Source organism: Kribbella voronezhensis, assembly GCF_004365175.1.
Classification (GTDB): Bacteria; Actinomycetota; Actinomycetes; order Propionibacteriales; family Kribbellaceae; genus Kribbella; species Kribbella voronezhensis.
The window spans coordinates 1,867,570-1,887,658 of the sequence record NZ_SOCE01000001.1 but is presented as its reverse complement, the minus strand read 5'-3'; the positions used below and the strand labels follow the sequence as shown (position 1 = coordinate 1,887,658).

Below are 20,089 nucleotides of genomic sequence, written 5' to 3'. Positions count from 1 at the left end.
CGTCAGCCCTGCTTGCCCTTGGCCAGCCAGACGTTCGTCGGATCGAACATCTGCAGCGACGGGACGTAGACCGCGTTGTTCACCTGCTCGGCGTGGTAGTTCGCCTGCTTGGGGTTGCTGACCGGGTAGAACGCGGCCTGGTCCATCACCCGGGCGTCGGCCTTGGCCCAGATCGCCGCGGCGGCGTCGGTGGTCGGCGCGGCGAGCGCCTGCTGGGTCAGCGCGTTGGTCTGTGCGTCGTTGAACAGCCCGAAGTTGCTGCCGATCGGCGGGAACGAGGACTCACCGGAGAACAGCGGCTTGAAGAAGGTCAGCGCGGCGTTGCCGTACCAGTCCGATCCCCAGCTGGCCAGGGACAGGTCCCACACCCCGCGCTTCGCGACCGTCGGCACCTGCAGGTACTTCACGTAGAAGTCCGCGTTCGGCGACGGTACGCCGACCACCGTGATCCCGACCTTGCTCAGGTCCTGCTGGACCGTCTGGAAGGTCTTGCTGCTGCCCTCGGAGGCGTTGCGGTAGAGGAACTTCAGGGTCAGGTTCGGGTGTCCCGCGGCGGCCAGCAACTGCTTGGCCTTGTCCGGGTTGTACGGGTACGGGTCGATCTGCTTCGAGCCGGTGATGACATCGGGCAGGACGTGGGTCAGCGGCGGGTTGATCGTCGGTCCGCCGAGGACCTGGATGATGTGGTCGCGGTTGATCGCGTAGCTCAGCGCCTGCCGGACCTGTGGGTTCTCCAGCGCCTTGTTGTTGTTCGGCGACACCGTGTTGTAGATGATGTACGGGTTGGTCGACGAGGTGTCGCCGATGTTCAGCAGCTTGTCCTTCTTGGCGATCAGCGCGGGCAGCTGCGAGGGCGGCGGCGCCAGGTCCCAGCCGAGGTCGGCGTTCGGCGTACCGGTCTGCAGTTGCTGCTGGACGGAGTCCTGGCTGACCGTCTCGTTCACCACGATCTTGTCCACGTAGGCCTTGCGGACCGGGTCGGTGGCCGGGTCCCAGGCCGGGTTGCGCGAGTAGGTGATGGACTTGGTCGGCACCCACGAGTCGATCTTGTACGGCCCGTCGGAGGGGAAGTTGTTGCCCAGTTCGGTGCTGGCCGGCAGGTACTTGAGCGACTCGACCGGCGCCGGTGAGAAGGCCGACAGGGTGAGCATGTCGACGAAGTACGTGGCCTGCTGGGTGAGGTGGAAGACCACGGTGGTCTCGTCCTTGGCCTCGACGCCCGGCAGCGGGGTCTTCTCGATGTAGTCCTTGATCCCGGCCGGCGTCTTGGCGACCTTGCCGAAGCCGTCGGCGAAGGCCTGGTAGCCGACGAGCAGGTCGGCGAAGTCCGGGATACCGCCGAACGGCTGCACCGGGTTCGCCGTCCGCTTGACGCCACGGACCAGATCGGCGGCGGTGATCTGGCGGGCGGGGGTGGTGTTCCACTTCGCGCCCGGCTTGATCTTGATCGTGTAGGTCTTGCCGTCGGCGCTGATCCCGCCGTTCTGCGCGGTCGGGATCTCGGTGGCCAGGTCCGCGACCGGTGTGGTGTTCTTCCCGCCGGGGTCCGCCGGGTAGGTGAACAGCTGGCGGCTCCACATCCGCAGGTTGAGGTAGCCCAGCGAGTAGTAGCTGATGTTCGGATCCATGTAGTCGACGTCGCCGCCCCCGAGCATGTTCAGGGTGCCGCCCCGGACCGCGTCACCGGCGTTCGTGGTGGTGCCGCCGGGTGGGGTTCCGTCGCTGTTGCACGCCGCCAGCGTGATCGCCATCGCCGCGACCAGGGATGCGGCCGCGAACCGCCTTACTGCCATTGGTCCTCCTCGGAGACTCGATAGCTGCGAAAGTAGGACCGCCGGAGGAGGGCGTGAGCGCGGTCACGCAAGCGTCAAGATCTTGTCATCCGGCGACCGCGCGAACATGACGAAGTCATGACGGACGTCACCTGACCGGTCGCCCTTTGGGGAGCGACACTGGTGACGTGGCACACAGCTTGCTGTTGGTGGACGACGAGCCCCGGATCCGGCGGGTCCTGCGCCTTGCCCTGGAGGACGAGGGGTACGACGTGGCCGAGGCGGCGAACGGACTGGATGCGCTGGCCGCCCTGCGCCGCGAGCCACCCGACGTGGTGCTGCTCGACCTGATGCTGCCGGACCGGGACGGCTTCACGGTCTGCCGCGAGATCCGCCGTACCAGTGATGTGCCGGTGATCATGGTGACCGCCCGGGCCGACAGTCACGACGTGGTCGCCGGGCTGGAGGCGGGGGCGGACGACTACGTCACGAAGCCGCTGGTCGCGAAGGAGCTGTCCGCCCGGATCAGGGCGCTGCTCCGCCGGGTCGAGCCGGCCAGTACGCCGCAGTCGGACACCTTCCTGATCGGCGACCTCGAGATCCACGTCGCGGCCGCCGAGGTGCTGCGCGACGGCGAGGTGCTGCCGTTGACCCGGACCGAGTTCAAGCTGCTGGTGGAGCTGGCCGGCGCCGAGGGCAAGGTGTGCAGCCGCGAGCATCTGCTGTCGAAGGTCTGGGGCTACGGGTACTTCGGTGACAGCAGGATCGTCGACGTGCACGTCCGCCGGCTGCGGCTGAAGATCGAGCGGGACCCGGCCGGCCCGAAACATCTCGTCACCGCGCGCGGCCTCGGCTATCGACTGGTGAGTTGACCTTGCGGCGGCGGTTCGGCCTGCGTGACCGGGTGATGCTCGCCTACGGTCTGCTGGCGCTCGGGCTCTCGACGGTGCTCGCCCTGGTCACCTTCAACGTGGTCTCGAACTACCTCACGAACCAGCGCGAGTCGTCGGCAGTGGTCGAGACCGCGGACAACGCGGCGGCCCTGCACTACGGCCTGTTCAGCAGCGCCTCCCAGTGCCTGCCGAACCGGAACCGCAACTCCAACGAGTGCGGCGGCATGGCCGTACGGCCCAACGTGGACGTGCTGGATCTGCTGTATTCGTTGCCGTCCACCGACTCCGCGGCCTCGATGCTGTACTACGACGGCCAGTGGTTCTCCGCCACCGGGCGGCCCGACGATCTCCCGGCGGACATGGCGACGGCGGTGCGGGCCGGCTCCGAGCAACACCGCCGGATGAAGCTCGGCGGTCAGCAGGTGCTCGCGGTCGGCGTACCGATGGCCCGGCCGGACGAGGCGTTCTTCGAGTGGCATCCGTTGTCCAACCTGGACAACACCCTGCGGACGTTGAAGATCACGCTCGTCGTCGCCGCGATCCTGACCGCGCTGCTCGGCCTCGCCGTCGGCAAGCTGGCCAGCACGGTGGCGCTGCGGCCGCTGGCGAAACTGACCCAGGTCGCGGCGGCGGTGGCCCGGGGGCGGCTCGATGCCCGGCTACAGGCCGAGGACGATCCCGATCTGGGCGGGCTGGCGCGATCGTTCAACCAGACCGCCGCGACGCTGGAGCAGCGCGTGATCGCCGATGCCCGGTTCGCCGGTGACATCAGCCATGAGCTGCGGACGCCGTTGATGACGATGCTCAACTCGATGCAGCTGATCCAGAACCATTGCGCCGAACTGCCGGCGGCCGTGCGCGAACCGGTCGAGTTGCTCGGCGACGACCTGGAGCGGTTCCGCCGCCTGGTGATCGACCTGCTGGAGATCTCCCGCGACGACGGTGGCGATCAGGGCAGTCGCGAGATCGTCCGGATCGCCGACCTGACCCGGGCGGCCGCGGACGCCACCGCGGGGCGCGAGGTCACGACTGTCGCGCAGGACGCCGAAGGCCTGACTCTGCACGCGGACAAGCGCCGGCTCGAACGGGTGATCGCCAATCTCGTCGAGAACGCCGAGTACCACGCGGGCGGGTGCAAGGGCGTGCTGGTCCAGGCGGGCGGACTCGGCGTCATCGTGTACGTCGACGACGCAGGACCCGGCGTACCGGTCGCGGATCGGGAGCGCATCTTCGAGCGGTTCGGCCGCAGCGAGGACAATCGCCGCGGGATCGGGCTGGGGCTGGCGATCGTGGCCCGGCACGTCGAGTGGCACCACGGAACCATCCGGGTCAAGGACCGCCCCGAAGGCGGCGCACGGTTCATCGTCGAGCTCCCGGCGAAAACCAGCTGACTCTCCCCGCCCCTCCGCTCTACCCTGTCTTCATGGCTACTTGCCTCTGTGTCTAGCTGCGCGACCCGCTTCCGTACCAGAAGTGCGTCCACCAGCTATCACGGAGAGTAACCCTTATGATCACCGCTCGCGGTGTCGACCTGCGCGTCGGCGCTCAGCTTCTGCTGTCCGACCTGTCCTTCCACATCAGCCCCGGCGACCGTATCGGTCTGGTCGGGCGCAACGGTGCGGGCAAGACCACCTTGATGCGGGCCCTGGCGGGCGAACTGCGGCCGGCCGCCGGCTCGATCGCGGCCACGGGGTCCGTCGGCTATCTGCCGCAGGACCCGGGCGCGGCCGACCCCACCATCACGGTCACCGCACGAATCCTGTCCGCCCGCGGCCTGGACGCCGTAGTCCAGCGTCTTCGCAAGGCCGAGGCGGCGATGAGTAGTGCCACCGGCGCGGCGCAGGAGCGGGCGATGGCGGCGTACGCGCGGGCCGAGACCGAGTTCCAGGCCGGTGGCGGGTACGCGGCCGAGGCCGAGGCGGCCCGGCTTGCCGCCGGTGTCGGTCTGCCGACGCGCGCTCTGGAGCAGCCGGTGGGCCAACTGTCGGGTGGTCAGCGACGCCGGGTCGAGCTGGCCCGCATCCTGTTCGCCGATCACGGCACGCTGCTGCTCGACGAGCCGACCAACCACCTCGACGCGGACTCGGTCGCCTGGCTGCGGTCGTTCCTGCTCGGGTACCAGGGCGGCCTGGTGGTCATCAGCCACGACCGTGAGTTGCTCGCGGCAACGGTCAACCGGGTGTTCCAGCTCGATCCGGCCCGGCTGACGATCGACATCTACAACACCGGCTGGAAGAAGTACCTGACCCAGCTCGAGACCGACGAGCGCCGGCGCGCGCGGGAACGCAGTACGGCGGAACGGAAGGCGGCGGTCCTGCACGCCCAGGCGGCCAAGATGCAGGCCGGCGCCAGCACAGCCGTTGCCGCGCGCAACATGGCTCGCCGGGCAGACAAACTGCTGTCCGACCTGGAGCCGGTACGGCGTACTTCGCGGGTGGCCCGCATTCGCCTGCCCGAGCCGGCACCGTCCGGACGGACTCCGCTGAGCGCCACCGGCCTGACCAAGTCGTACGGCGGGTTGCAGGTGCTCACCGGCGTCGACCTCACCGTCGACCGGGGCAGCCGGCTGGTCATCCTCGGACTCAACGGTGCGGGAAAGACCACGCTGCTGCGTATCCTTGCCGGCCACGAGCAACCCGACTCGGGTCAGGTCGTGCACGGCCATGGCCTGCGCCTGGGGTACTTCGCTCAGGAGCACGACACGCTCGACCTGGCCGGAACGGTCCGCCAGAATCTGGCTGCCGTGGCGCCGGGGCTGACCGACGGCGAAGTACGGAATGTGCTGGGGTCGTTCCTGTTCAGCGGTGACGACGCGGACAAGCCTGCCGCCGTACTGTCCGGTGGTGAGAAGACCCGGCTGGCGTTGGCCGGGCTCGTGCACTCCGGGGCGAACGTGCTGCTCCTGGACGAGCCGACCAACAACCTGGATCCGGCTTCGCGGGACGAAGTACTGGGTGCTGTCAGCAACTATCCGGGCGCGTTGGTGATGGTGACCCACGACGAGGGCGCTATCGAGGCTCTGCAGCCGGACCGGGTACTGATTCTGCCGGACGCGGTCGAGGATCTGTGGACGGACGACTATCTGTCGCTGGTCTCGCTCGCCTGAGGTGAGCCGCGGCCCCTGCCTGGTGGTGGATTCCGGCAGGGGCCGCGGGTTCTCGGGTCAGCGCAGGCCGAGTTCCGTGCTCACCCACGCGAGGCGGTCGTCCTTGGCGGGCTGGTCGAGGAAGTGGTCGGCCGTCTCGTAGAGGCTCACCTTGGCCGACGGCTTGGCGGCGCTGAAGGCGGCCCGGACCTCGGGGGTCACGAATCTGTCCCGCCCGGCCCACTGGAAGTAGACGTCGTGGGCTTTGCCGACGTTGTCGACCGGGTCGAGGCCCGCGAAAACCTTGCGGTAGGCAACAGCTTGGTCGGCCGGAAGTCCGAGCCAGAAGGTGTCGAACCAGTTGGCCCAGGTCGCGTCACCGGCCATGAAGACCAGGGCGTGCGCCCGCTTGCCGAGCAGCGACGCATACATCGCGCCGTAGTCGTGGCCGATCACCGCTGTCCGCTGCGCATCGACACCGTCCTGCCGAAGCAACGTCCCGTACGCCGCTTCGACCGCCTTGAGTTGGTTCGTCACTTTGGTGCGGTCGGTCTGGTCGCCCACCGGGTCGCCCTCCCACGGGAAGGTGAGCTGGGGGAGGACGGCGACGGCACCCCGGCCGGCGAGCGCGATCGCCTCGGAGAGGAACTCGGTCCGGTTCTGCGTCGACGCCGGTGGCTCGAACCAGTGCAGATAAAGGGCTCCGGCGAGGTGCTTGTGGTGCTTCGCCGGCCGGACGAGGTACGCCGTGACCGGTGCCTGGCCGGCGACCGGGATCTGGATGTCGGTCACCACTACGGCCTCCGGGGCTCGCTTGCTCTGCGCCGCGCTCGACGCGCCGGCCGCCGTGACGCCGAGGATCAGTGCCCCGGCGACCGTCGCGATCAGGAATCTCTTCATCGCCCACCCCTTGATTGCAGTCATCTACTAAAATGCTTTAACAACTGATGACGGTAGAGCCGGCTGGGCCTGCCGGTCAAGACGGGGGAGGATGTGACGGATGAGCAAAGTGCCGGCCGCCGATCCCTTGCTGGGTTTCGTGCTGGACTTCTGCAACACCTACGACCTGCTGGAGGACCCGCCGGACCGGCTGAGCATCCCGCTCTTCGACCGGGTCGCCGCCCACCACGGCCTGCCCGCCTTCGGCCTCCGCCCAGCGGACCTGGAACCGGTCCGGGAGGTGCGCAACCACCTGTACGCCGTCTTCGCCGCCGACTCGACCGAGGCCCAGGTGGACCGGCTAAACCAGCTCTTCATCACCCACCACGCCGTCGCCCGCCTGGTCCTCGACGAACCGGTCCGCATGGTGGCCACGGGCGGGAAAGGCGTTGCGCGGCTGGCGGTGCTGGCGGCGGATGCGCTGGCCCGGGTGATCGCAGACGGGTCCGCCGACCGGCTCCGAACGTGTGCGGGCGATCCGTGCCGCTGCGTGTACGTCGACCGGACCAAGGCGAACCGCCAACGCTACTGCTGCGAACTCTGCAACGACCGGATGGCCTCCGCCGCCTACCGCCGGCGCAATCGTTAGCTCAGGCGTTCCAGCAGATGCACGGTGACGGAGTCGCCGGGAGCCTTGGCCAACCGGGCCCGAAGGTCGGCTTTGACCGGGAGTTTGTGCGTGCCGTCGCCGAGCGCCATGAACGCGCTCTCGAACGGGTGGCCGTCCATCGTGCCGCGAACCTTGACCAGACCGCGGGTACCGAAGAACTCGGCGGACCCGGGGAGTTGGACGTAGGTCCAGCCGCCCTTCGCGGGGCTCTGGAGCAGGGGTGCGGTGAAGGTCTTGTCGAGCGGTCCGGCGTTGGTGTTCTTCATCGGTGTCTCCTTCGATCCCATGGTGCATTCATCGGGTACGTAGAAGCCACGGCGAGGTTTTCGACACGTCAGGTCGGGATGGGGCGGTGCGAAGTGCCGTGCGCGTCGCTGCAGTGAGCGGTCTGGTCGTCGGCCGAGGCGTGATCGACCTGGAGCGTCGAGTGGGTCAGGTGGTGTCGCTCCGCCAGCAGCGCCTCGATCTGGCCGCGGATCTGATGGCAGTCCAGGCCCTCCTGAACCATGATGTGCGCCGACGCGGCCGGCTCGCCCGACGTGATCTCCCAGACGTGCAGATCGTGGATCTCGACCACGCCCGGTACTGCGCACAGTTCCGCGCCAAGCGCTTGTGGGTCGAAGCTCGCCGGCGCCGCCTCCAGGAAGATGCGGCCCGAGTCGCGGACCAGGCCGATGCCCGCCTTGAGCATCAGAATCGCGACGACGAGCGCGGCGATCGAGTCGGCGCGAGTGAATCCGGTCAGCAGCACGACCAGACCGGCGACCGCGGTGGCGACGAAGGCGAACAGGTCGTTCAGGATGTGCTGGAAGGCGCCCTCGACGTTGAGGCTGGTGCGGTTCGCCTTGCTGATCAGCCAGGTGGCGACCAGGTTGACCGCGATACCGACGACGCCGGTGATCAGGACCAGGGCGCCCTCGACCTCGGGCGGATGGATCATCCGGGCCACCGACTCGTACAGGAAGAAGGCCGCGAGGAGCAGCAGGGTGATCCCGTTCGCCTGCGCGGACAGGATCTCGACCCGCTTGAGCCCGTAGGTGAACCCGCCGGCCGGTGGCCGGGCCGACAAGCGGATCGCGACCAGCGCGAGCGCGATCGCGGCCGCGTCGGTGAGCATGTGTGCGGCGTCGGTGATCAAGGCGAGTGATCCGGCGGCGAAACCGACGATCACCTCGGCCGCCATGAACGCGAGGATCAGCGCCAGGGCGCCGCTCAGCAACCGCCGGTCCGCAGCGGCGTCGACGCCGTGCCCGTGCCCGTGACCGGCGCCCATCAGTGCCGCTCCCGGCGACTGCCGTGCTCCGAGCGACTGCCGTGCTCCGGGTGACTGCTGCGCTCGGCGTGGCTGCGTTCCGGGTGGATGGCATCGGTGTGCTCGGTGTGCGCGACTGCCAGGTCGACGAGCATCCGGACGTGCGCGTCGTCGAGCCGGTAGTACGCCATCCGGCCGTCGCGGCGGACCGAGACGACGCGGTGTGCGCGCAGGAGCCGGAGGGCGTGCGAGGTGGCGGACTCGCTCATCCCGGTCACCGCGGCGAGATCGCAGACGCACAGTTCGCCGTCGAGGAGCGCGACCAACAGCTTCAACCGCCGCGGGTCGCCGAGCAGCCCGAACACGTCCGACGTGTCGACCACGTCCTGCTCCGAAGGCATCCTGGCATTGACGGCAGCCACCCGCTCGGGATCGACCAGCCGCACGGTGCAGCCGTCGATCACCGCAGCGGCTTGCACATCTGCAGAACTCTTCATACGTCCACCCTAGCCGATCGCCGCGCACTCGGGCGAGCGGTGGAGATCTACTCCATTACGGACTGTAACGGTGTGCGGGTTGATGCGATGTAAGAGGCAGGGGGTCGCCATGACCATTGCTGCGCCTGTCCAAGCCGAGGTCGAGCCGCCACCGGTGCCTGCGCCCGAGCCGGCCAACCTGCGGACGATCGGCGGCTTTCTCGCCGTCCTGCTACTGCTCTGGCTGGCGATGAACGAGCTCAGCCTGTTGTCGGCCGGGTTCCTGGCCACGGACGGAACGTCGTGGTCGTTCAACGGGATGTCCGGCCCGCAGGACGGTCCCCGGATCGCGGACTGGAACAGCATCCTGACCGCCGACCAGTTGCCGTACTGGAAGGAGTTGCTGCGCGACTACCTCGTTCTCGACTGCCTGTTCATCGCTACCTACACGATCGCGCTGTACCGCGTAGTCGCCGGCCGCCCCAAGCTGTGGAAGGCCCTCTTCGCTCTGCCGGCGCTCGATCTGCTCGAGAACCTCGTCACCGCCGTACTGCGAAGCAAGCGCTGCGCCGGCCTCGACTGCGTGCCCGACGGACTGGTCCACGGGCTGACCTGGCTCACAGCCTTGAAGTGGCTGGCGATCGTGGCTCTCGTCGTCCTGGGCCTGATCAAGCTCGAGGACCAGACGCTGCGGCGGATGCGGCGAGCCCTTTATATCCAGCGGTTCAGTCTGCTCGCGTTCCTGCCGATCGCGGCCATGAGCATCGTGCCGGGCAGCAATGTCCTCGACCAACTGCCCGACGTACAACGCCGTTGGCTGGATGAAGGCCCGGGCCTCGGTCATGCCGCGGCGGCGGCTGTCGTCTACCTCGTGCTCTTGATGCCGACGATCTTCGTGCTCGGGAGACTTCGCAGCGACTGGGCTCTCCGGCGGGTGCGCGGTCAAGGTCTGTGGCCGTTCTACGACGGGCCCGGGCAGACGAACGAACGCCACTACGACCCCAAGCTCTGGCTGATCGGGCCGGTTCTGCTGCCGATCCTTGCCCTGGTGACCTGGCTGACGGGCGGCGGCACCGTGTTCTTGGTGCGGCTGGCGATCTTCTGTGCCATTCCGCTGGTGGTGGTGGGTCTTTCCCGCTGGCGCCGGGACAAGCCTGGACGGCATCCGCGGCCCTTGCGCGACGTCTATCCGGAGTACCCGAAGGACGTGATGGCCGCCGGGGACGCGATCGCCGTTGCCTCGCTGTCACTCGCGGGACTGGGGATGATCCGCGCCTTCTCCGCGGTGACGGCGCTCGACCTTGTCGACCTGGTTCCGCCGCCGCACGTGCGTCCGCTGATCGCGCTGCTGGTCGGTGCCGTCCTGGCGGTCGGGCCCTGGTTCGCGGCCGGCCCGGTCCTGGGGAAGATTGCCGACTGGGACAGCGCGAGTGGGGTCCGCGGATCGATCGGCCGTTTCCTGACGCCCGGTAAGAACACTCAACAGGACTCCGGGATCAACATCGTCCCGCTTGTCTGGGTGCGGATGGGGCTGCTGTTGATCTCGGTGGCCACTTTCCTCCTGCTGGCCTGGAAACCTCGCCAGCTCGGAGACTTCCTCGGGGTGCTCGCGGCCGCGATTCTCGCCCTCAGCGTCCTGGTCACGATGGTCGGCGTCATGGTGGTCTACGCGCAGGACCGCCAGCCGCCCGACCTCTTCCAGTCCGGGCCCGAGTGGCTGCGAACGAGGTCGACTCCGATCATCACGGTGCTCGTCGTCGGGCTGGTGCTGACCGGGCTGGCGGGTGGGAAGAACGACATCCATCCGGTCACCGCCCGTGGGGTCGTTCCGCCGCGGCCGACGATGCAGCAGGCGTTCGACGCCTGGCTGAAGCAGGATGCCGGGTGCAGCGTCCAGCTCACCGGGCATCCTGGGCTCTCGGTCCGGCCGATGTTGATGATCGCGGCCGAAGGTGGCGGCATCCGCGCGGCGTACTGGACGGCGGCGGCGCTGGGGCGCATCAGTGCCGCGGGCAACGGATGCGGCGGCCACTCCGCACTGTTCTCGGCGGGCGCGAGTGGCGGCGCACTCGGGTTGAGTCTGGGCAGGTTCACCACCGATCCGGCGGCCGCGGTCAAGTCCATCACCGGGCATCAGGCGCTGAGTGCCGCGATGATCTCGTTGCTGACCGGCGATCTGCTGGCCACCGGTACCGGCCTGCGGTTCGACGCCGATTCGCCGTACCGTGATCCGAAGCGTCAGCCACTGGACCGGGCCGGGCTGATGGAGACCTCCTGGGAAGACGTCCTGCCCGGCCTTCGGACGCCGTTCCTCGCCGCCGACGCCGGTACGGCTGCCGACGACGGCGCCGGGGCCGTGACCGGTCAGCTCGTCCTCAACTCGACGGTCGTTCGCGACGGCTGCATCGCGCTGGTGAGTCAGGTGGATCTCTCCGCAGGAGCCCGATCAGCGAACGGTACGCCGGTCTGTGGCTCCGAGGGAGCCGGTGCGCACAACTACGACTTCTTCGGCTTCTACGGCCGGCACAGTGACGATGCCGCGAAGGACTGTGTCGGCGACCTTCCCGCGTTGTCCGGCACGATGCTGGCGAACCGCTTCCCGTACGTGACGCCCTCCGGTACTGCGGCGCGCTGCCGCGGACTGGATCCGGCTCAGCTGGTCGACGGTGGGTACACCGACAACACCGGCCTGGGCACCATCGTCGACCTTGCGCCGCAGTGGAACAGGCTGGTCAAGGACCACAACGATCAGGTCGCCCGAGGTGGCGCCGGCGAGTTCGTCGTACCGATGGTCGTGTACGTCGAGAACGGGACGGGTCCTGACTTCAGCACCGGTCGCAAGGAATCCCTGCACGACAGCCGGGTGCCGCCCGGTACAGGTCGGGTGTGGCCGTCCGACTCGTTCCTGCTGCCAAGGGGAGCGGTGCCGCTCGTTCCTGAGGTGATCGTGCCGCTGATCACGAAGCTCGTTACGGCGAAGGGGGACGGCACCAGGAGTCCTGAGTTGCTTTCGGAGGTCGCGCGCAGGTTGCAGCCGGATTCGCTGTGCACGTCGTCGACGCTCTGCGATCAGCTCCGGTCGCAGACACTGCTGCCGAACAACGTGTTCGTGGTGCATCAGAGCAAGCAGCCGTCATTGTCCGCGCCGCTCGGCTGGGTGTTGTCCGAAAGCAGTCAGAGCGACCTGAACGGTGACCTGGCGATGCAGGCAGAGAAGGGCTGTCCGGCCCCCTGTGCCGCGTACCCGACCCTGCACGATCTCGTCGACATCCTCAGGCCACCGCCGCCGAAGTCCTAGCGAAAAACTGCTGCCAACCCGGGCCAACGCGCGGTCCTCGCGTAGACCGGCACGACGTCGAGTGGGACCTCGCGAGTCACCTGGCCGTTGCCGACTGGTTCGCCCGTCCAGACATCGGTCCAGTCGCCCGCTGGCAGGTACGTCGTCCAGGTGATCGCGCCGGGCTCGAGGACCGGGTTGACGAGCAGGTCGTCGCCGAGGAGGTACTGGTGTGGGTGATTCCAGACCTCGGGGTCGTCTGCGTGGTCGAAGAAGAGTGGACGCATCAGCGGTCGGTCGGTGCTGATCGTCCTGGCGGTCTGCTCGGTCAGGTACGGCACGAGGCGTTCCCGGAGCTCGGCGTACGTGCGGAACAGGGGGACCACTCGCTCGTCTCCGGTGGTCTCGGCGACGTGCCACGGAGTACGGTCACGCAGCGGGAGCTGGTGGTGGTTGAACTCCGAGTGGTACTGCATGATCGGCATGAAGACCGACGCGGCGGCGGCTCGCAGGTACAGTTCGGCGTCGGGCACAGGGCCGGAGAAGCCGGCCAGATCCCAACCCCAGTAGACGATTCCACACGACGCCGCGGTCAGGCCGGCGATCACCGACGAGCGGAACGCAGCCCAGGTGGAGTCCTCGTCGCCGGCCCAGAAGATACCGTGGGCCTGCGATCCGGTGAACCCCGAGCGCGAGAACGTCACCGGCGCCTTGCCGGCCGATCGGAGCAGGTCGCCGAAGGTACGGGCGTAGTGCACCGGGAACAAGTTGTTGCCCTCAGCACCGAGTCGGCCGTCGGCGTACCGGAGGTCGTGGCCCCACGCGTGTTCGCCGCCGTCGGTCTTGAAACCGTCGACGTCGAGGTCCTCGACCAGGTAGCGGCGCTTCTCGGTCCACCAGTCGCGCGTGCGCTGGACCGAGAGGTCGGGCATGAGCGCCTTCGGGAACCACCAGCCGCGGTTGTGGTACGGCGTACCGTCGGACTCCAGGACCGCGTGGCCGTCGCGCACCATCGCCTCGGCGTCGGCCGCGACCTGGCCGGTGCTGAACTCCGTCTTCTGCAACGGGATCTGCCAGAGGATGACCTTGATGCCGCGGGCGTGCAGCTCGTCGATCATCGCCTTCGGATCGGGCCACGCGCCGTCCGATCGGTACTCGAAGTCGGACGCCTTGTGAGCACTTCCGTCGGCGGTGACCTCGTAGCGGGCGTCGCGCCAGATGGTGATGCCCTCCTCGTCGCTCCAGGCCTCGATCACCACCGCGCCGACCGGGATCGCCAGGTCGCGATGCGCGTCCATCCGCGCCATCACCAGCTCTTGGGTGTTCCACTCGTTGCCTGAAGCCCACAACCGGAAGACCCAGTCGGGCAGTTCCTCGGCCCGGCCGACCTCGTCCAGGAACTGCTTCAGCACCGCGGTCGGATCGCCTTCGTAGATCGCCAGATCGACCACCGGCTCGTCGCCCAGCTCCACCTCGACCACCAGCTCGCGGTCGTCCGAGGAGTACCACGTACGCCGAGAGGTCCGAACGTGGAAACCCCACCCTTCCCCGTTCTCACCCACCACGTGCGCGAAGGGCATCGGCAGATACGTCCGCCCGTAGACACCCTGCGACTTGTACTGCTCGAACACCACCGCATCCAGCTGCTTCCCCCGCTGGTCCAGTACGTCGTACCGCTCACCGAACCCGACCAGCCGATCCCCACTCGCCAGCCCCAACCTGAACCGCGCCCGATGCACCCCACGCTCAGACACCAACCACTCGACCTGCTCAACCCGATCCCCACCACCGCGCACCTCACCACCGCTGGCCACCCACTCTGCGGGCGCCACCTCGAACCACTCGCTGAACTCGACCGCAGTTTCTTCGGCGCGCTCGCCGCCCGCGTCCGCGCTGTCGCGTTCTGCGCGGAAGCGGTAGCGGGTGAGAGTGGTGACTGGTGGCGTATCCACCGACCACGCGTCCTCAGCTCCCAGGGCGTTGGCTTGGGCTTCGCTGAGGTGGCCCTCGCCGCCGGCCAGGGCTGCAGCGTCGGCGGTGTTCGCCTTGGCTGGTTCGAGTTCCAGCTCGACGTCGCCCCATTCGCAGATCACGCGGGTTACGTCTGGGGCGACTACGCCCAGGCGGACCGGCGTACCGGTCAACGGCAGGACCGGGACACGTTGGTCGGGGGAGGTGGCGTAGGGGTGTTCTATGCCGTGCGGGCGGTGGGTGATCATCAAGAGTCCTTCGAAGTGATGCCGAGTTCGTCGGCGAGGATCAGGTACATCCCGTGCGACCAGAGCAACGGCGTCGCCACCGTGCCCCAGCGGGCGATCCACTCGTCGCGGGATCCCGGGTGCAGGAGGTGATGCGGCACCTGCTCGGGGAGGTCGCCGTGCTCGTCGGCCTGGTCGGCGATCCAGCGAAGGTGCCGCAGCGCTCCCGCCGTATCACCGGCGACGGCCAGGTTCCAGCCGAGCAGCGCGGACAGCAGGATCCACTGACCACCGCCGTAGAACACATCTGCGGTGAACCGATGCACCCCGCCGTCGAAGTCGAGATCCTTCGCCACGGCAGCACGCGTCATCGCCGCGAGATCGTCGTCGGGAGCAACCAACCCGAACGGTACGACGCAGGCCGGTAGCGACCCGTCAACCGCCGAACTCCCGAGCCACTTCACCAGATGCCCGTCCACGATCCCCTCCGCTGTCACCAGCGAACGGATGTCGGCGGCAACCTTCAACGCCGCCGCCGACCAAGGCGCCGACCGCAGCGCCTCACAGGTGCCCACGGCAACCAATCCGCCGTGGATCGCCCCCAGGGTGGAGACATGCCGATGCTCGACATGCTCCTCCCACCAGTCGTAACAAGGCCGGTCCCAGAACGCCACCAGGTAGTCGACAGCGACGTCGATCCCCTCCCGCCACCGCGACAGGTCCAGCCCGTGCCGCGACGCGTGCGTGACCACCGACCACAGCCACATCCCGTAGCCGTCGGTCTGGAAGTCCCACCACGGATCGGATCCGTCGTTCCCGTCGAAGGTGAACCGGGTCGGCAGCATCGCCTCGTTCGGCGGCACCTCGCCGCGACCGAGCGCCGCACGCAGCGAGTCCACCTGCGCGCGGCGACGACGCAGTACGTCGTTCACCCAGTCGTGGAAGCGGCCGGCCGAGACCAGATCGCCGTACCGGGAGATGCCCTCGGCAGTGAACGAACCGTCGCGCAGCCAGGCATACCCCCGGTAGGCCGAGAAGGTCGGCGCGGCGGGATAGGCGCCGCCCGCGTCCTGGCGCTCGGTGATCACGGCGTGGCTGTGCTCGGCCAAGGAGCGCAGGCGACTGAGTTCGGACAGGTCCAGGGCGGCGATCATCGGTTCCTTCACTTCTTCAGCAGGCCGTTGACCTTGGTCTGGGCATCCGCGAGCGCCTTCTCTACCGGCTTGCGGCCGGCAGCGGCGGAGGTGAGTTCCTGGGTGACCAGGTCCTGCATCTCCTGCTGGCGCTCGATCACCGGCGGCAGGACGGTGTCCTCGAGCGCGGTGAAGACAGCCTTGCGGTTGGCCGGCTTCTTCTGGTCCAGGTACGGCGCGAGCTTCGCCTCGTCGGCGACCGGCGGCAGCTCCCACGAGGTGGCCAGCCGGGTCTTGGTGGTGTCGTCGGACGACGCCAGGAAGGTGACCCACTTCTGCGCGGCCTCGGCGTTCTTGGAGGCGGCCGACACGACCAGGCCGTTCACGAACATCGCCGACGCCTTCTTGGTGTTGCCGGGCTCGACCACGACGTCCCAGTCGAACGGTGCGTCGGCCATCGCGGAGAACATCCAGATCCCGGTGTGCCACATCGCGAGCTTGCCGGACTTGAACAACTTCGAGTCGAAGTCCGGCGTACCGGCTCCGTCCGCCTCGGTCGGCATCGTCTTGCCGACCTTGTCGATCAGGAACTTGGCCGCCTCGGCACCCTGCGGCGAGTTGAAGGTCGCCTCGGTCCGGTCGGCGTTCAGGAACTCGCCGCCGTTCTGCGCGAGCACCTTGTAGAACTCGTTGTACGACACGGGCTGGTAGTCGCCCCAGGTCTTGGTCGCCTTGTTGGTCAGCTTGAGCCCGGCGGCCTGCTCGTCCTTCCACGTCCAGTCAGCGGTCGGCTCGGCGACCCCGGCCTTCTTGAAGAGCGCCTTGTTGTAGAAGAGCACGACATTGGAGAACGACTCCGGTACGCCGTACTGCTTGCCGCCGTCGTTGAACGCGTCCACCAGGGACTTCTTGTACGCCGCGGTGTCCACGTTCTTCAGTTCGGCCAGCGAGCCGTTCTTCGCGTACGTCACGAAGTTCTCGTAGTTCAGCTCGAACGCGTCGGCCGCGGTGCCACCAGCCACCGAGGTCTGCAGCTTCGTGAAGTAGTCCGCGTACGGCACCGTCTCGACCTGGACGGTGATGTTCGGGTTGGCCGTCTGGAAGGCGTTGACGATCGCCGTCAGGTCCTTCTCGTGGCCGTCGTTGGAGGAGAAGTTCATGTAGCGGACGACGCTCTTGCCTTCGGGCGCGGCGGCCTCCTTGGTCGCCGAGCCCTGCCCGCAGGCGGTCAGGGTCAGTGCGAGCGCTGCGGTCAGGCCGAGGCCCACGGTCTTGAGATGACGCATGGCGGTTTCCTTCACTCTCTCTTACTTGATGCCTGTGTGGGCGACACCGGCGATGATGTGGCGCTGCGCGAGCAGGTACACGATGGCGATCGGCACGATCGAGACGACGGAGCCCGCCATCACGACGTCCCACTGGGTGGTGAACTGGCCCTGCAACGTGGACAGGCCCAGCGGAAGAGTCATGAACTCCGGCGACCGGATCACGACCAGCGGCCACAGGAAGCTGTTCCAGCTGCCCATGAACGCGAACACGGCGACGGTGGCCAGTGCCGGCCGGATCAGCGGCAGCACGATGGTGGTGAAGATCCGCAGGTGCCCGGCGCCGTCGATGGTGGCGGCCTCGTCGAGCTCCATCGGGACGCCGATCACGGCCTGGCGGAGCAGGAACACACCGAAGGCCGAGGCGATCGTGGGTGCCAGCAACGCGAAGTACGTGTCCTGCAGGTTCAAAGTCTTCATCTCGATGAACAGCGGGACGACGAGCACCTGCAGCGGCACCATCAAGGTGGCGAGGTAGAACCCGAAGATCACGTTCTTAAACGGGAAGTGCAACCGCGCGAAGCCGTACGCCGCCATCGAGCCGGTGACAAGTTGCAGCACCGTGGAGACCAGCGCGACGCCGAGCGAGTTCAGGATGATCCGCCAGATCGGCATCGCGTCCAGCAGGGTGCGATAGGCGTTCAGGGTCGGGTTGTCGACGAACACTGTCGGGCCGTCGGCCAGTGACCCTTCCGGCGTGATCGAGGTGATCACGGTCCACAGGAACGGGAAGAGCATGATCGCGGCGCCGACCAGCACAGCGGCGTACAGGGCGATCTTCGCGGTGAGAGACCTGGTGTCACGCATAGTGCACCCACCGGCGCTGGCCGCGGATCTGGAAGACGGTGATGATCAGGATCACCGCGAAGAGAATCCAGGACAGCGCGGACGCCTCGCCCGCGCGGCCGTAGCGGAAGGTGAGGTCGTAGATCTGGCCGACCACGACCTGGCTCGAGCCGGCTGGGCCACCGGCTGTCATCACATACACCTGGTCGAAGACCTGGAAGCCGTTGATCAACGAGATCACCACCACGAAGAAGGTCGAGGGCGACAGCAGCGGCAACGTGATCCGCCAGAACCGCTGCCAGGCATTGGATCCGTCCACCTTCGCCGCTTCGTGGACGTCGGTCGGGATGGACTGCAGGCCCGCGAGCAGGATCACCATCACGAATCCGAGGTCCTTCCAGGCCGACGAGAGGATCACCGCCGGCAGCGCCCAGTGCGGGTCGGTCCACCAGCCCGGCTGGGGGAGCCCGAGGCCGCCGAGGATCTGGTTGACCAAACCGTTCGTTGGATTGAGCAACCATTTCCAGACCAGCGCGACAACGACCCAGCTGGTGACGACCGGAAGGAAGTAGGTCGCTCTCAGGAACGAACGCCCCTTCAGCTTCTGGTTGAGCGCGAGCGCGAGCAGCAGTCCACCGGCGTACACGATCGGCAGATAGCCGACGACGTAGATCAACGTGTGCAAGAACACCCGCCGCGTCATCTCGTCCCCGAGCAGATTGGTGTAGTTCCTGAACCCGACCCACTCCATCGGCGAGATCAGATTCCACTTGTGCAAACTCACCCACAAACTGGACACCATCGGCACCAACGTGAAGACGAACAACGGAATCGCACTGGGCAGCAGGAAGAACGCCACCCACCCGGCCCTCTTCAGCCGCTGAGATCCCGTACTACGACGCACGCTGCCTACGGGGTTGCCACTGCCTCCGCGCCTCCGGCTGGTGGTGGCTGAGGTCAGGGAAGGCGATCGAGTAGGGGTGTCGGCGCTCGGTTGCTGAGGTGTCTGAGCGTCGCTTGCAGCGTCCAGCGGGTGCTCGGCTGCTGCGCCGCCCTTGTCCGTGAGCCGCGAGTCGGCGGTGCCGCCTCGGCGGTTCATCCGGCGCCCAGTCGTGCGCGGACCAGGCGGCTTTGTTCGCCGCCGTTGCCGGCTGAGTCGAAGGGACTGGACAGGACCAGGGAGGCGGCGCCGCGGGCCCACTGGATCTCCGTCCACGGCTCCACCACGACGGATACCGCTTTGCGGGCCGGAAGCAACGATCGCCGGAACGACGGCTCGAAGCCGGTCTCCCAGAACTCCCATCCGTCCACTCCCTCACCCATCAACACCACCACCTCGGGATCGACCGTGTGGATGACTCCCGCCAGCGCCCGCCCGAGCATCGAGCCCGCATCTCCGAACACCTCCTGCGCGCTCACCTCGCCGCTAGTTGCCGCGCGCAACAGAGTCGCCATCGTTCCCCGCGGACCGACCGCGCCTCGACTCCGAGCGGTACGGAGCAACCCGGCCGCGCCGATGTGCGCCTCCAAGCACCCGGTGGACCCGCAGGTACAAGGCGGCTCTTCCGCAGCGGACGGCCAGACGGGGATGTGGCCGATCTCGCCCGCGCCGCCGTTGGCGCCCCGATAGATCCCGCCGTCGACAACGATGCCGCAGCCGATACCGCGACCGATGGTGACCACCAGGTACGACGAATGGTCGCGCCCGATGCCGTAGAGACGCTCAGCCGCAGCAAGGGTGTTGACGTCGTTGTCGACCAGAACCGGCGTACCGATAGCGGCCCGCAGTACGGGCCCAACCCGTGCGGCCTGCCAACCGAGAGTCGGCGCATCGACCACCCCGGACGCCTGCGAGTCAACAGCCCCCGGTACGCCGACGCCGACGCCGAGCAGCGTGTCGTCGAGCTCGGCAACCTGCTTGGCAAGAATCTGCCCGAGCCGCTCCAACGCATCCCCGGCACCCGGGTCGTACTCGATCTCCGTGGACGACCGAACGGTCCCATCGAGCTCGACCGTCACCACCGCGACATGATCAGCCGTCACCTTCGCCCCGAGCGCCACGCCCGCATCCCGCACCAACCCGAGCAACCGCGACGGCCGGCCGCCCTTCGACGGCACCGACTCCAGTTCCTCGATGAGCCCGCGAGCGATCAGGTCCTTGGTCACCTGCGTCACGGTCGCCGGGCTCAACCCGAGCGCACGGGCGATATCCGTCCGCGCCGTCGGCCCTTGCGTCCCGAGCAACCCGACGATGCCCGACGGCACCAGGTCACCCCGGGGGATGGGACCTTGCAGGTTGACCACAGCAACGCTCCCGACTTAGTTCGGCACTAAATTTAGCCA

16 protein-coding genes are annotated in these 20,089 nt (G+C 67.9%); 5 read left to right on the top strand and 11 right to left on the bottom strand.

All coding sequences use genetic code 11. The annotated features are described in order from the left end of the window. Positions 1 to 2 precede the first annotated feature (2 nt). The gene (locus EV138_RS08405; RefSeq protein ID WP_133977836.1) at positions 3 to 1,793 is read right to left on the bottom strand and encodes an ABC transporter substrate-binding protein; all 1,791 of its coding nucleotides are present in this window, start codon (positions 1,791 to 1,793) and stop codon (positions 3 to 5) included. Between the two features lie 167 nt (positions 1,794 to 1,960). On the opposite strand from EV138_RS08405, the gene EV138_RS08400 reads away from it, so the two are divergent. The 3 genes from EV138_RS08400 to EV138_RS08390 all read left to right on the top strand — a co-directional run bounded on the left by EV138_RS08400 (position 1,961) and on the right by EV138_RS08390 (position 5,771). Then, positions 1,961 to 2,644: a response regulator gene (locus EV138_RS08400; protein WP_133977835.1), complete on the top strand. Its 684-nt coding sequence runs from the start codon at positions 1,961 to 1,963 to the stop codon at positions 2,642 to 2,644. Beyond that, on the top strand, positions 2,641 to 4,056 hold the full coding sequence (locus EV138_RS08395) for a HAMP domain-containing sensor histidine kinase (RefSeq protein ID WP_133977834.1): 1,416 nt from the start codon (positions 2,641 to 2,643) through the stop codon (positions 4,054 to 4,056). Before EV138_RS08400 ends, EV138_RS08395 begins: the two co-directional genes overlap by 4 nt. 116 nt (positions 4,057 to 4,172) lie before the next feature. Continuing rightward, positions 4,173 to 5,771, top strand: coding sequence for an ABC-F family ATP-binding cassette domain-containing protein (locus EV138_RS08390; RefSeq protein WP_133977833.1), 1,599 nt, complete (start codon positions 4,173 to 4,175; stop codon positions 5,769 to 5,771). Between the two features lie 57 nt (positions 5,772 to 5,828). Here the strand turns inward: EV138_RS08390 and EV138_RS08385 are convergent, their stop codons facing one another. Then, positions 5,829 to 6,674: an alpha/beta hydrolase family protein gene (locus EV138_RS08385; protein WP_133977832.1), complete on the bottom strand. Its 846-nt coding sequence runs from the start codon at positions 6,672 to 6,674 to the stop codon at positions 5,829 to 5,831. 76 nt (positions 6,675 to 6,750) lie between these two features. On the opposite strand from EV138_RS08385, the gene EV138_RS08380 reads away from it, so the two are divergent. Further along, a complete protein-coding gene (locus EV138_RS08380; RefSeq protein ID WP_133977831.1) occupies positions 6,751 to 7,278 on the top strand; it encodes a CGNR zinc finger domain-containing protein in 528 nt (175 codons plus the stop codon). Here the strand turns inward: EV138_RS08380 and EV138_RS08375 are convergent. From EV138_RS08375 to EV138_RS08365, 3 genes are all read right to left on the bottom strand, one after another. After that, positions 7,275 to 7,565, bottom strand: a complete 291-nt coding sequence (locus EV138_RS08375) for a DUF1905 domain-containing protein (protein ID WP_133977830.1) — start codon at positions 7,563 to 7,565, stop codon at positions 7,275 to 7,277. The two genes, EV138_RS08380 and EV138_RS08375, sit on opposite strands and share 4 nt — an antisense overlap. A 68-nt stretch (positions 7,566 to 7,633) precedes the next feature. Next, a complete protein-coding gene (locus tag EV138_RS08370) occupies positions 7,634 to 8,572 on the bottom strand; it encodes a cation diffusion facilitator family transporter (RefSeq protein ID WP_133977829.1) in 939 nt (312 codons plus the stop codon). After that, positions 8,572 to 9,048: an ArsR/SmtB family transcription factor gene (locus EV138_RS08365; RefSeq protein WP_133977828.1), complete on the bottom strand. Its 477-nt coding sequence runs from the start codon at positions 9,046 to 9,048 to the stop codon at positions 8,572 to 8,574. Before EV138_RS08365 ends, EV138_RS08370 begins: the two co-directional genes overlap by 1 nt. A 109-nt stretch (positions 9,049 to 9,157) precedes the next feature. Between EV138_RS08365 and EV138_RS08360 the strand changes: the two genes are divergently transcribed. Then, a complete protein-coding gene (locus EV138_RS08360) occupies positions 9,158 to 12,325 on the top strand; it encodes a hypothetical protein (RefSeq protein ID WP_133977827.1) in 3,168 nt (1,055 codons plus the stop codon). Here EV138_RS08360 and EV138_RS08355 read toward each other — a convergent pair. The 6 genes from EV138_RS08355 to EV138_RS08330 all read right to left on the bottom strand — a co-directional run bounded on the left by EV138_RS08355 (position 12,322) and on the right by EV138_RS08330 (position 20,050). Continuing rightward, positions 12,322 to 14,523, bottom strand: a complete 2,202-nt coding sequence (locus tag EV138_RS08355) for a glycoside hydrolase family 31 protein (protein ID WP_133977826.1) — start codon at positions 14,521 to 14,523, stop codon at positions 12,322 to 12,324. The genes EV138_RS08360 and EV138_RS08355 overlap by 4 nt on opposite strands. Next, a complete protein-coding gene (locus EV138_RS08350; RefSeq protein ID WP_238158015.1) occupies positions 14,523 to 15,656 on the bottom strand; it encodes a glycoside hydrolase family 15 protein in 1,134 nt (377 codons plus the stop codon). The genes EV138_RS08355 and EV138_RS08350 overlap by 1 nt, the downstream gene beginning before the upstream one ends. Before the next feature lie 8 nt (positions 15,657 to 15,664). After that, on the bottom strand, positions 15,665 to 16,921 hold the full coding sequence (locus EV138_RS08345; RefSeq protein WP_133977824.1) for an ABC transporter substrate-binding protein: 1,257 nt from the start codon (positions 16,919 to 16,921) through the stop codon (positions 15,665 to 15,667). Positions 16,922 to 16,942: 21 nt separating this feature from the next. After that, complete coding sequence (locus EV138_RS08340) at positions 16,943 to 17,767, bottom strand: carbohydrate ABC transporter permease (RefSeq protein WP_133977823.1); 825 nt, start codon at positions 17,765 to 17,767, stop codon at positions 16,943 to 16,945. Next, a complete protein-coding gene (locus tag EV138_RS08335) occupies positions 17,760 to 18,605 on the bottom strand; it encodes a carbohydrate ABC transporter permease (protein WP_238158014.1) in 846 nt (281 codons plus the stop codon). The genes EV138_RS08340 and EV138_RS08335 overlap by 8 nt, the downstream gene beginning before the upstream one ends. Before the next feature lie 236 nt (positions 18,606 to 18,841). Next, positions 18,842 to 20,050, bottom strand: a complete 1,209-nt coding sequence (locus tag EV138_RS08330; RefSeq protein ID WP_133977821.1) for an ROK family transcriptional regulator — start codon at positions 20,048 to 20,050, stop codon at positions 18,842 to 18,844. Positions 20,051 to 20,089 lie beyond the last annotated feature (39 nt).

What these genes read in the sequence shown, in the direction of transcription:
- EV138_RS08405 (WP_133977836.1), bottom strand. Translation starts at nt 1,793, where the DNA reads ATGGCAGTAAGGCGGTTCGCGGCCGCATCCCTGGTCGCGGCGATGGCG.
- EV138_RS08390 (WP_133977833.1), top strand. Translation starts at nt 4,173, where the DNA reads ATGATCACCGCTCGCGGTGTCGACCTGCGCGTCGGCGCTCAGCTTCTG.
- EV138_RS08385 (WP_133977832.1), bottom strand. Translation starts at nt 6,674, where the DNA reads ATGACTGCAATCAAGGGGTGGGCGATGAAGAGATTCCTGATCGCGACG.
- EV138_RS08380 (WP_133977831.1), top strand. Translation starts at nt 6,751, where the DNA reads ATGAGCAAAGTGCCGGCCGCCGATCCCTTGCTGGGTTTCGTGCTGGAC.
- EV138_RS08375 (WP_133977830.1), bottom strand. Translation starts at nt 7,565, where the DNA reads ATGAAGAACACCAACGCCGGACCGCTCGACAAGACCTTCACCGCACCC.
- EV138_RS08370 (WP_133977829.1), bottom strand. Translation starts at nt 8,572, where the DNA reads ATGGGCGCCGGTCACGGGCACGGGCACGGCGTCGACGCCGCTGCGGAC.
- EV138_RS08365 (WP_133977828.1), bottom strand. Translation starts at nt 9,048, where the DNA reads ATGAAGAGTTCTGCAGATGTGCAAGCCGCTGCGGTGATCGACGGCTGC.
- EV138_RS08360 (WP_133977827.1), top strand. Translation starts at nt 9,158, where the DNA reads ATGACCATTGCTGCGCCTGTCCAAGCCGAGGTCGAGCCGCCACCGGTG.
- EV138_RS08355 (WP_133977826.1), bottom strand. Translation starts at nt 14,523, where the DNA reads ATGATCACCCACCGCCCGCACGGCATAGAACACCCCTACGCCACCTCC.
- EV138_RS08350 (WP_238158015.1), bottom strand. Translation starts at nt 15,656, where the DNA reads ATGATCGCCGCCCTGGACCTGTCCGAACTCAGTCGCCTGCGCTCCTTG.
- EV138_RS08345 (WP_133977824.1), bottom strand. Translation starts at nt 16,921, where the DNA reads ATGCGTCATCTCAAGACCGTGGGCCTCGGCCTGACCGCAGCGCTCGCA.
- EV138_RS08340 (WP_133977823.1), bottom strand. Translation starts at nt 17,767, where the DNA reads ATGCGTGACACCAGGTCTCTCACCGCGAAGATCGCCCTGTACGCCGCT.